Source organism: Shewanella sp. GXUN23E, from assembly GCF_050865035.1.
Classification (GTDB): Bacteria; Pseudomonadota; Gammaproteobacteria; order Enterobacterales; family Shewanellaceae; genus Shewanella.
The window spans coordinates 81,903-93,724 of the sequence record NZ_JBOZWP010000002.1 but is presented as its reverse complement, the minus strand read 5'-3'; the positions used below and the strand labels follow the sequence as shown (position 1 = coordinate 93,724).

The window sequence follows — 11,822 nt, the reverse complement described above, 5'->3', positions numbered from 1 at the left end:
CGGCTTCTTTGTTTTTATTGTCAAAAATCAATGCAAGCCGGGTTTATCCAAAGGCAAACTCACTGCATGTTGCAGCAGATGGCTGCTGTTGATTGCGCGCTATAACGACCGAAGTCGACCTATAAACACTCAATCGCCCACACTCATTAAGGCTATCAGGGAATGATGAACGCCATTTTGCTTTTTATCCTGTTATCACTGCTGGTGCTGTCACTCTATGTGCGCTGGATGCAATCCCTCGCCGATGCCCTGTGCCGGCATGTGTCGCAACATTGCCAAGATGACTGGCAGGAATTACAGCGTCAGGCAGCGCAGTTTTATCCATCTGCCAATACGTTATCGGCAAAGGACATGCCAACCAGGGAGCTGAAAATATTGACGCTGGAGCGATTTGTCGCCGGAGATCTCAGGCAAATCACCGCAAATTCAACAGTTATCTTCCGACGTCAGATAAGATACAGGCGGCTGGCAGCCACATTTGCCTGGTTTGCCGCCGGCATGATCAGTGTCGCTTTCTATGGCGCCAGCTGATCGCGATAACTGCCTGAGCGCGCCAGAATCGGGACAAACTCTGCCGAGATGGCAATGCCCAAAACAACCTGACTAATAGGGCGTAAGTCACACCATACAAAACCTTATCGTAACCAAGTGAATACGCCGGTCGTAATCAGCACTGACAAGTACGGTTCACCAGACACTCGATACTCAACTCTGCTCACTCACTGCATGTTCAGTTGGACAACAATGGCTGCCAAATACCGCCATTCTGTCAAGTTTACACTCCATCATAGCGGGAAGCGGCTGTCCTGAGTTGATTGATATTCAGCAATATAAATACTGCTGTTATTGTTGAATTTATCGGCTTCGTTATATATCTGGCACTTGATACTTAGCTTATAAAAAAGATGCCACAGAACTGCACTGTTAATTATCTATACTTTGGTGTCGGTTTTTAATGATCGTAATAGTAATAAAATACTAATTATTTCACCGGCAACAAGTCGCACTCAAAATGGCCATATAAATCAATGGGTAGTAAACTCCCTGGTGGATTTATCAAGTCAAACAAAACAATGTCTGTAACAGACTGAATAACAATTGGATTGTAGCAAATCATAAACGATTCACAATAAAACCATTGAATAAACATCAGTCCCTTGTCAATATTTATTGCGGATGCAAAGTGGTATTTGCAGACAAGCATAAATAAGACCCGGAAAACCTGTATTACATATCTAACAATGAGCCGTATTAGAGTGCTTGATTTTCCTTAATCTGATAATTCAAAAAGGAAGTTGGCATGTTTAACAAGCTTACCATCGCTGTATCCACCGCTCTGATGACCGGATTGGTCAATGCTTCTGTGGTGGATAAGTATCAAATCGAACAGTATTTACAGCAATCCCCCGCTGAAGAATCGGTGCTCAAAGACGCAGAAGGTGTGGTTGCCTGGCTGGTTGTACTGGAGCAGGAGTCGGTCAGCAAACAACTCAGAAGCAAAACCACCAAAGACGCCGCCAGCGCGATGCAGGATGTGCTCGCATCTCAGGCAAAAATGCGCAGCATTATGAGCCGTCAGGCCGCGGATGTGACGGTAATGTCCGCCACCAGCAAACTGGTCAATGGTTTGATTGTGTCCGGTGATCATCGTCAGATCATGGCGTTGAAAAAGCTGCCCGAAGTGAAAAAAATCCTGCCGGTATACGACAGACAAATGCATGTCGCTGCCAGCAGTGACTATATCGGCGCCACAGGGGTGCGCGAGGCCGGTGGCGCTACCGGCGCGGGCCAGATAGTGGCAGTGCTCGATACCGGGGTCGACTTTACCCACGCAGCCATCGGTGGCTCAGGTGATCCGGCTGATTATGTCACCGCCTCACAGACACCGGATGTGCAGCCAGCCTGGCCTCAGGGCAAAGTGATTGGCGGCTATGATTTCTATGCCGATGATCCCAATCCGCTGGATGTCGGCACCAATCATGGAACCCATGTGACGCACTCGGTCGCCGGTATTGCCGTGGATGCCCAGTTTTATGTGTACAGCGTGTGCCGCGGTGGCTGTCCGGGTCTGGCGCAGTTCAACGCCCTTGAAGCAGCGATGGATCCCAATGGTGACGGTGATACCTCAGATCACGTGGATGTGGTCAATATGTCCCTTGGTGGCGCTTTTGGTGACAATGATGGTGATGCCGTCGAGTTGCTGATCAACGAAATGGTGGAGCAGGGCATCAACGTAGTGATCTCCGCCGGTAACGATGGTCCCCGTCCTTTTGTGGTCGGCGGCCCCAGTACCACGAAGAATGCTTTGTCAGTTGGCGCCATGACCCATCCGACCAACGAAGGTGGCAGGGTGGATGCCGAGCTTGGCGGTACGCCTTTTGAAGCGGTCGGTGCCGGATTTAACCCGGGCTATGATTTCGCCTTCGATGCGGACACCACGCCCCTGGTGTTTCCATCAGATAATGCCAGCGGCTGTAATGCCTTCGGCGATGATGTGGATTTCAGCAATACCGCAGTGCTTGTTGACCGGGGCGGCTGTAATTTTACGCAAAAGGTGCTCAATGCCCAGGCTAAAGGCGCGCCATTTGTGGTGGTCGCCAACAACCAGCCCACACCGCCTTTCGCGATGGGAGGCTCAGATCCCGACGTTGCCATCCCCTCTGTGATGGTGTCGCTGGCTGACGGCAATCTGCTGAAAGATGCCATCGACAGCAATACCGCAGATTACAGTGTGGTCTCTCAAACCGTGATACTGGCAGGCGGCATTGCAGACTTTACCTCCCGCGGCCCGTCGGTCAGCGGCCTGCTTAAGCCTGAAATTACTGCACCGGGTGTCAGCATTCTTACCGCCGAGCCCGGGCTTGGGGATGGACTGACGCCTATCTCAGGCACTTCGTTTTCCTCTCCGATCACGGCGGGCGCAGTCAGTATAGTGCGGGAGACCTTCCCGCAGCGAAACGCGTTTGAAATCAAAGCGACGCTGATGAATACCGCCAACAGTGACGTGTATGTTAAGCCACCGGCGCAACAGCCGGGAGTTGCACTGGCGCCGGTCAGTTATATCGGTTCCGGTCTGGTGGACCTTGAGCGTGCAGTCAATGCTCAGGTGATCGCCTGGGACAGTGATACCCAGCAGGCCGCGCTGGCATTTGGTTTGGTGAAGGGCACTCACAACCAATCCCTGACCAAAACCGTGACCCTGAAAAACTTTTCCGGCGCGGATGAAACCTATCAGCTGCAATGGCAACAGCGATTTGCCAATGATGCAGATTCGGGTGCGCTGACAGTCTCGATGCCAGACAGTGTCACTGTGCCTGGCGGGGGGACGGCACAATTTGAGGTCACCGTTGAGCTGGATATGTCACTGCTGCCGCCCTGGGGATTGATAGCCGGCAACACAGATGTGGCCGGTCAAACCGAGGCGCTGACACTGTCTGAGTACGATGGCACAGTGCGCTTTATGCAGGGCAATGAAGAAGCGCTCAAGCTGGTTTACCACATTCTGCCCAAAGCTGAAGCGCAGGCCACTACCGGAATTGCCCGCTATGAAGGCGCATCGGTACGCAGTGTGACCAATACCGGTGCGACCGACATGACCAATGTCTACGCAGCACCGTTGACGGCTGTCGATCCGCTGGACCCGGACAGACGTCACGATTTGCTCAGCGGCTCGCTGGAAGTCATTGAATTGGCTTCATGCAGCGGCGGCTATGCGATTGTCAACACCTTTAACATGCGTGATCCCATACTGCACCCACTGGTCGCCAGCCATAACGTCGATTTTGACCTGGACAGGGATGGTACCTGGGATTACAAGATTGGCTCAATCAACTATTCCTGGTTTGTTCGCGGTGATAACCGGGCGCGGATGTTTGTTCATCCTTATCCGGCAACCAGTCGAGGTTTTGTGCGGGAAGTGCTGCATATCCCAGGTAACAATTTCCTGGGCAGTTACGCCTGTTTCGGGGATTTGGGGCTGACTGCAGGCGATTTGGGCCGGGAAGTGGATGTTCGTTTCCGGGTTGAGGAAGACACCTGGATCCTGCAGGGAGCGTCCGGAGAAGGTGATGAGCTGACCGCGACCGTGACCCTGCAGCCAAGCGGTACTCAGGTAAACCTGTTTGATGATACCGGTAATCCGGTTGATTCGCTGGCTCGCGGCGAAACGGCACTGTTCAGCGATAACTACTCAGGTCAAGGTTATGTGCTGCTGTCAGATCAGGGCGGCGTGGCATTAACCTTTAATATGAGCCCGGATGCCAACTCTGCCCCAAGGGTGGATGATCTCACCGCATCTGTTGATAAAGGCAGCACAGGTGGCACCGAGGTGGCGCGGTTCAACGGCGTCGATGATGATGCTATCTCCAGTCCGATTTCCGACTATGAGATGTTAAGCAGCAATTCAGATCTGCTGGAAGTGGACTATCAGGGGGCATTGAAAGTTGCTCCAGGTAAGGTGATCGATCAGACCACTGACACCATGACCGGCAGCGTGGTCGCCATAGATACCCTGGGTAATAGGTCTGAGCCTGCTGATTTCACCGTCACAGTGAATAATACCCGGCCAACGGTTGAGTTTGAGCAAGACCGGATTGTGACCGCCACCAACAGCATGGTCACGCTGACGGCTCAGGGCAGCGATGCTGAAGGTGATAGTCTGACTTACACCTTTACCCAAATCAGCGGACCTGCGGTCAGTTTCACTCAGAATGACAACAGTATCAGCTTTACTGCTCCGGCTTCGGCCGCCCGACTGAGATTCAACGTGGTTGCCTCCGATGGTCGTCTGGACAGTCACGCGGATAATGCCCAGGTGATCGTCAGTTCGCCGCCTGAGGCGATAATCCAGCATGGCAGCTTCTTTGGTGGCATGCATATTCTCCGATCGCTCAGTACCGATGCGGACGGCGCGGTTACCCGACATCGCTGGACCTTCGACAATGGTGAGCAGCGCGAAGGCCGTATTGTGATCTATCGCGGCTCGGCGTCCGGAGTGACACTGGAAGTAACTGATAATGTTGGATTGACTGACTCAACATCCATCAGGTTCTGATCCAGAGCGTTTAACTGACTGCCAATAAGCGTCATGAAAAAGCCCGCGATATCAATTCGCGGGCTTTTTATTGGTTATCTCGCGGCACTCGTTACCCGTCAGTTAACCGCTAATGCAGGCACCGTTCAGTATTGCGGCAATGCCATCACTTCAGCCTTTCGGCAGATCAAAATGACAGTTTGTCGACATTGAAACCGCCAGTATCCAGCGGCTGTTTGAGTTCATCAGACGCATCGAAATTGATGCTGTTGAGATCGACCTGTTTGATCCGGCTGTCATGCATGGTTTTAAAGTAGAACTGACGGTTTTGCTGATCGATGGCTGATGTCCACTGGGTTGCACTGGGCAAGTCTGGGATATGGGATTTGTGCTCCGGGCTGAATTCGGTGCCTATGGGAATATCGAAATTATTCAGAATGTGAAACGCCTGAGACACGGCCTGCTCATTTGTGTTGAGCACTGGCGCAGTGCTGACATAAAACGCGGCGCGCACAAATCGGGCCGGCGGGCTGATATCCCCGGGCAATCCGGTAAAGGCCGTCCCCACGCCAAAGGATTTAGCTTCATACTCGCCGAATTTAGCCGCTCCCGCAGTACCTGGCTTGAGGCTGACATAGTTATTCAGATTGGTTACCTGCCAGGGGAAATCCGGTGAATTGGTCAGTACGCCCACCGGGTTTTCGTAAATATTGATTTTGCCCTTGTCGACTATCTCAATAACGATATTGTTGCCCCGGGTATCGGTTACCCGCCAGTGCGCCGTGGGAGAGGGGTTACCTTTGTCATCGATATAAACCGGGACGATTTTAATACTGGCCAGTGCTGCTTTGACTTCTTCGACCGTGCTGAACTGACTGAGCATCCAGCGGACAAAGTCCATATCGGTAATATTGTCGCTAATCTGTTTGGGGTTAAACTCTGCCAGTGAACCATAGCCTTTAAAGTAGAAAAGGCCGGCAGTCAGTCCGGCTTCATTGACCCCTTCAGCGATAAATCTGTCATCAGACACAGAGATCCCGGCAAAACCGAATTTGCTCTGCCATCCCAGCCCGGACTGACCATCAGGTAACGTCGATGCGTACTGATAGTGCCTGGGGGCGATGATGAGTTTACTGTTGAGGTCATTTTCTCCCCATTCAATAGTGCGGGCGTGAATATTGGCATGTTGCTGGGTGGTTAAGCTGATGCCGGTGCAGGCTTGGGCTAGGTTGCCCGACAGCGCCGCGCCCAGCGCAAAGGCAATCAGACTCGCAGTAAAAGGTTTGGTGGCCATCAATCAATCCTCGTCAGTGAAGCAAGTAACTGTTATGGGTGCTTAAACATACTAAGTCGGGAATCTCAAAAGTGAAATGGCATCCCTATCCTAGAGTGACAAACATATGTTCATTCAGACTGGACCTTATACCCGTTATGAGCTTGCGGATAGGCGGATAGCTGCGACTTAAATTAAATTTAATTGCCTGAATCTACTCGATAATCTCATTTATTTTCAATCTGATAGAGATAAGCAAACTGACACGCCACTGATTGTCCGGTTGAAGTCATTGAGATGACACAGGAGTCTGCGTAAGTTGAGGAATTATTCAGCATTATTGGATTGTGACTTTCCGGAGGGGATATGGGTATTGGTTCGTTGATCATCTTTTTACTGATAGGCGGCATTGCCGGCTGGCTTGCAGGTCAGTTGATGCGCGGCAGCGGATTTGGCATCGGCATGAACATCCTGATTGGGATATTGGGCTCGTTCCTCGGAGGCTGGTTACTGGGGCTGCTGGGATTTGCCGCGTCGGGCTTTATCGGCTCGATCATAAGCGCAACGCTCGGCGCCGTGGTGTTACTGTTTATCGCCTCCAAACTGAAAAGCTGAGCCGGCTGGCGCAGGTAGTGATCAGTTCCTGATTACACCTTGTTTGAGATTCGGTTTATGCGTTTGCCGTTGTGAGTTGCGCTCTGGCGCCACCTGGATTAAGTCGATACCGGTAACGGCTTACCTGCGAACATTCTTTGCAAGCCCTGGCCGGCTTTGGTTGATTTATTGCACGTAAAGACAACGAGGTCAGGATCGCAAAACCGTAAAGCCTGGGTTTAAATCCCGGGCTTTTGCACATACACTCGCCGCCGTTTTTTCACCAGATGTTTCGCGGAGAATCATGAAACTCAAACAAGCAATCCTCATGGCGGCCATGTCTGTCAGTCTGACGGCCTGTATTACTTTCCCGACTATGGAGTCTGAGCAGGTTAAAGTCGTTTGGGATGATACTCAGGCCATTCAAGGATGTGAACACAAGGGCACAGTAATAGGTTCCCAGGGCCACTTCTATGATTACTGGCTGCATGCGGACCGGGACATGGTGTGGGGCACCCTTAATGAAATGCGGATAAAGGCTGCGGACAAAGGCGCCGATACCCTTTACCTGTTCAAACCATTTGGTTTTTTGGGTTCAGTCACCATGATGGGCAATGCTTATGATTGCCAGCCTGGCAATCAATCTGCTCCATCCGACCAGGTTGTCGTCGCACCTGCTACTCTGGCGCCAGAAAGTTAAAATGACCGGGGCTGAGTAACTGAGCTGTCCGGTTGTGATAAGCCGACTTTTAATACGCTGACGTTTATAAGTTACTCAGCTTGTTCTGCTCGTTATCCTGGAAAACCTACCATTGGGCAGTTTTTTTTGTGCATGCTGCCTGTTGAAGGAGGAAACTGGCCGTCTGCAATTTGGCTCTGCACCAACCTGCATTGCAGGAATGACAAAATGTCTGCAGGGGGGCAGCACCAAAAACGGTCGAAATGATAATGGTGACAATAATGGTCAAAACGAAAACGGTCGGAATTTACAGAATGAATCAGGTGTACAAAAAACAAAGTGCAGGCCTGCAACCGCTGTCTGTTGATCGCTTATGGCACCAGGCACGAGCTGGATAATTTATCAGCACCCCCTCAACATTTGAAAATATATGCACAAAATTGAATGGCGGTTAAAAAATTTACGGGGGTAATACCAAAGAATTTGCATAGATCAGAACTATTTATGCAACTTGTTTTTTGATGACTTATTTTTTGCGCAAGCGCCACGCTGACCAAACCCTTGGTGCTGTCACCTGAGAGCTGCATTATTTGTTAATAACCTGCAGCGTCAGCGACTTTGGCACTTAGCCTGACGTCACGCGCTTTTCCTTCGACCTATTTCAATTAACGACTGTGAATTTGCTGGGGTTATCCAATCACTTTCATTGAATTCCCGGGCGAGGGGGCGTATGCAGGTGCAGTCCCACTCACTTGGGTATATTTGCGCTTTTTTCAGATAACAGGTGTGAGCCGTATTTCCTTATCAGTAACACCAATATTGTCTTATCCGGTTCCCAACCGTCCCGAATATCCCGGTTCTTAGCAGCCCTGAAAATCGACTTATTTTTAGTTGTTATTCTGGTTTAACAGTTAGTTAACTGTGCTACTGGATGCGTGTCCCTGCGCGTTTATTAAAAATAAATCAAACGTATGTTTAAATTGTTTGAACTTGGTCGCGTTTTGTGTCGTAATGTTGACATGTGTGTTCTGGTCAGATGAGTAATGGATATGAGTTTACGAACCCAACTAAGGAAGATATTGCCCAGCATTTCCACCACAGAGCAGGAAGCGCTGGACGCCGGTGATGTATGGCTGGAAGGTTCCATCTATCAGGGCAAGCCGGATTTCTATTCGCTGCGCGCCATACCTGATGCCAAATTGTCAGCAGAGGAGAAGGCATTCCTCGATGGTCCGGTGCAGGAGCTGCTGGCGATGGTGGATGACTTTGATATTCAGAGTCGTGTCCATATTCCCGAGAACATTCTTGAATTCCTCAAGAAAAACAAATTCTTTTCACTGATTATTCCCAAGTCATTCGGTGGCTTGCAGTTCAGTCCCTATGCCAACTCCACCATAGTTGCCACCATCGCCGCCAAGAGCAGTGCCGTGGCAGTGACTGTGATGGTGCCCAACTCACTGGGGCCCGGCGAACTCTTGATGCATTACGGTACCCGTGATCAGCAAAATTACTGGCTGCCACGCCTGGCGATTGGTGATGAAATTCCGTGTTTTGCGCTCACCAGCCCAGAAGCGGGCAGTGATGCCGGCGGGATCCCCGACATAGGTGTGGTCACCAAAGGCATGTATCAGGGCGAGGAAGTGCTGGGTCTGAGTGTAACCTGGGACAAGCGCTACATTACCCTGGCGCCGATTGCCACAGTATTGGGCCTGGCCTTTAAAGTGCAGGATCCCGATGGTTTGCTGGGCGATACTTTTGAGCTGGGCATTACCTGTGCGCTGATCCCCAAATCCCACTCAGGTGTGCAATTGGGTAACCGTCACGACCCTATGGGCGTGCGTTTCTACAACGGTACTACCCGTGGCGAAAATGTGTTTATTCCCATGGACTTCATCATTGGTGGCCAGAAGAACATTGGCCGTGGCTGGCAGATGCTGGTGAGCTGTCTGGGTGCTGGGCGCGGTATTTCGCTGCCTGCGCTGGGCGTCAGCGTGTCTCAGGCCTCGTTCAAATCCTCTGCTGAGTATGCAGCGGTGCGTGAGCAATTTGGCCTGTCGATTGGCAAGTTTGAAGGTATTCAGCAGAAGCTGGCTGATATCGCCGGAAAGACCTATCTGCAGGAAGCCATGCGGGTGCTGACCACAGAAGGATTGGGACTGGGTCTGAAACCCTCAGTGGTGACCGCCATTGCCAAGTATCATATGACGGAAATCGGCCGTAATGTGCTGGAATCGGCCATGGATATTCAGGCGGGTAAAGCCATTCAGTGTGGACCGCAAAATACCCTGTCTTCCGGTTATGTGGCGCAGCCAATTGCCATTACCGTGGAAGGGGCCAACATTCTGACCCGCAACCTAATGATATTCGGTCAGGGGGTGATGCGTTGTCATCCTTATCTGCAGTCCATGGTGGAATCTATCCACAGTGAAGACCCCAAGGCTGACAAGCAGTTTAATGGTATTCTTACCAAAACTGTGGGTTACAGCGTAGGTAACAGTCTGCGGGCGTTCCGCCTTGGGTTGCTGCCATTCACCGCTAGTGCCGAGTCCCGTTTGCCGCAGGTACAGCCTTATGAGAAAGCAGTAAAGCAGCTGGCCTCAAAACTGGCTGTGTATGCGGACTTCTCGCTGCTGGTTCTGGGCGGCAAACTCAAGCAGGCAGAAATGCTGTCGGCCCGTTTGGGGGATGTAATGAGCTACCTGTATGCGGCTATGGCATCCATTCGTTACTTTGAAACCAAAGTCACCGAATCTGCCCGTCTGGAAGCAGAACCTTACTTCCATTACGCTACCCGCTGGTCACTGCTGCAGGCAGAGAAAGCGATTCACGACTTCTTGGATAACTTCCCATCCGGCGCGACCCGTCAGGCGATGAAGCTGCTGACCGTCACCTATGGTCGCCGTATGCCGAAAATCAGTGATGATCTGGTACGCGAACTGGCTGAAGCTGCACAAATGAATACCGTCATCAAAAAGCAACTGACACAGCTTATACGCCCCATCGCCGGTGATGGCAATGACATCAACGAGCAGGCGTATCTGGCCAAGATGGAATGTCTGGATCTGCTGGCGAAACTCAAGCAGGCGCTGCGTAAAAAGCAGGTGCGCGCCGGAGTTCGCTTCGCTCAGACCATTGACAATGCGCTGGCGGCCGGGGTGATCACCAACGACGAAGCCAAGCAACTGCAAGGTTATAATATCAAGCGCGAGCGGGCGATCCGGGTCGATGAATTCGACTTTGACCTAAACCTCATTCAGCCGCAGCCAGAGCTCAAAGCTGCAGGCTGAAACATGAGCCTGCCAGCATTGGCGAAATAGACAAAATCGCTGCAGTTCAGTAGCATCAGGGCTTCCTTCGGGAGGCCTTTTTTATAGTGGCTATCCCCGGGAGATTCACCTTATCCAGTCAGTTGAAGGTCAGCCTTGAAGTTAACCAGCTTTAAATACAAAACCCGCAGAGGCCCGGACTATCGTCACGGCGAGCAGGTCTCTTTCGCTGACATCAAACAGACCTTTGACCTTGGCAATGTGCGTGTTGGCAGTTGGGTGACCAAAGACGAGCGGATGCTGGCTGCCAATCTGGTGTTTGATTCGCTGGCGGATCTGGCATACATACTGGCGTTACCTCCGGAGGCGATTGGCCTCAGGGGCAGTTTGAGTCTTGCCTTTGGCAGCGGTGGGCGAAAAGGTGTGCAGGCGCACTATGCCCCCAATCAGCGGGAACTGGCGCTGGCCAAAAATGCCGGGGCAGGGGCGCTGGCCCATGAGTTCTGGCACGCCTTTGATCATTACATAGCTGATAAAGCGTTTGATATTGGTGACACGCTGCACGGCCGGGTACCTAACAAGGCTAATAAGATGACGGGGATTCGATTTGCCAGTGATTGCTGGCTCAGTGACGAGCTGCCACTGGTGCATCCTCTGAATGACAGGCTGCTTGCCATCTTCAGCACCACTTTGCTCTGTAATCAGGGTGAAGACAAACACGAGTATGTCAGTCGCAGCGTGATTGCTGACAAGGCGCTGTCGGCCCGGTATTTCTCCCTTCCCACTGAGATGATGGCGCGGGCTTTTGAAGCTGTGGTGGAGTCCTGCAGCGACATAGACAATCCCTATCTGGTATCGGGCACCACCAGACCCGATGTACTGCCGTTATACCCGGATATGGCGCATCGGAAACAGATTTCTGTGGCGCTTAAAGGTTACTTTGGGCCACTTGGGCAAGCCTTGAGTCAGGCGAGCTGA

At 51.6% G+C, this 11,822-nt stretch carries 7 protein-coding genes; 6 read left to right on the top strand and 1 reads right to left on the bottom strand.

Translation table 11 applies throughout. The features are described 5' to 3' along the window. Window positions 1–162 precede the first annotated feature (162 nt). Window positions 163–531: a hypothetical protein gene (locus tag ACRRUX_RS02595; RefSeq protein WP_432526898.1), complete on the top strand. Its 369-nt coding sequence runs from the start codon at window positions 163–165 to the stop codon at window positions 529–531. 769 nt (window positions 532–1,300) lie between these two features. Continuing rightward, the gene (locus ACRRUX_RS02590; RefSeq protein WP_432526896.1) at window positions 1,301–5,053 is read left to right on the top strand and encodes a S8 family serine peptidase; all 3,753 of its coding nucleotides are present in this window, start codon (window positions 1,301–1,303) and stop codon (window positions 5,051–5,053) included. A 166-nt stretch (window positions 5,054–5,219) separates the two neighbouring features. Here the strand turns inward: ACRRUX_RS02590 and ACRRUX_RS02585 are convergent, their stop codons facing one another. Beyond that, window positions 5,220–6,326: a linear amide C-N hydrolase gene (locus tag ACRRUX_RS02585; RefSeq protein WP_432526894.1), complete on the bottom strand. Its 1,107-nt coding sequence runs from the start codon at window positions 6,324–6,326 to the stop codon at window positions 5,220–5,222. Between the two features lie 345 nt (window positions 6,327–6,671). Here ACRRUX_RS02585 and ACRRUX_RS02580 point away from each other — a divergent pair, with 345 nt between their 5' ends. From ACRRUX_RS02580 to ACRRUX_RS02565, 4 genes are all read left to right on the top strand, one after another. Beyond that, window positions 6,672–6,920 carry a GlsB/YeaQ/YmgE family stress response membrane protein gene (locus ACRRUX_RS02580; RefSeq protein WP_432526892.1) on the top strand — a complete coding sequence of 83 codons (249 nt, stop codon included), beginning with the start codon at window positions 6,672–6,674 and terminating at the stop codon, window positions 6,918–6,920. 283 nt (window positions 6,921–7,203) lie between these two features. Further along, window positions 7,204–7,599: a DUF4156 domain-containing protein gene (locus ACRRUX_RS02575; RefSeq protein ID WP_432526890.1), complete on the top strand. Its 396-nt coding sequence runs from the start codon at window positions 7,204–7,206 to the stop codon at window positions 7,597–7,599. Window positions 7,600–8,627: 1,028 nt separating this feature from the next. Then, complete coding sequence (locus ACRRUX_RS02570) at window positions 8,628–10,865, top strand: acyl-CoA dehydrogenase (RefSeq protein ID WP_432526888.1); 2,238 nt, start codon at window positions 8,628–8,630, stop codon at window positions 10,863–10,865. Window positions 10,866–11,000: 135 nt separating this feature from the next. Next, window positions 11,001–11,822: a CLCA_X family protein gene (locus tag ACRRUX_RS02565; protein ID WP_432526886.1), complete on the top strand. Its 822-nt coding sequence runs from the start codon at window positions 11,001–11,003 to the stop codon at window positions 11,820–11,822.

What these genes read in the sequence shown, in the direction of transcription:
- ACRRUX_RS02595 (WP_432526898.1), top strand. Translation starts at nt 163, where the DNA reads ATGATGAACGCCATTTTGCTTTTTATCCTGTTATCACTGCTGGTGCTG.
- ACRRUX_RS02590 (WP_432526896.1), top strand. Translation starts at nt 1,301, where the DNA reads ATGTTTAACAAGCTTACCATCGCTGTATCCACCGCTCTGATGACCGGA.
- ACRRUX_RS02585 (WP_432526894.1), bottom strand. Translation starts at nt 6,326, where the DNA reads ATGGCCACCAAACCTTTTACTGCGAGTCTGATTGCCTTTGCGCTGGGC.
- ACRRUX_RS02580 (WP_432526892.1), top strand. Translation starts at nt 6,672, where the DNA reads ATGGGTATTGGTTCGTTGATCATCTTTTTACTGATAGGCGGCATTGCC.
- ACRRUX_RS02575 (WP_432526890.1), top strand. Translation starts at nt 7,204, where the DNA reads ATGAAACTCAAACAAGCAATCCTCATGGCGGCCATGTCTGTCAGTCTG.
- ACRRUX_RS02570 (WP_432526888.1), top strand. Translation starts at nt 8,628, where the DNA reads ATGAGTTTACGAACCCAACTAAGGAAGATATTGCCCAGCATTTCCACC.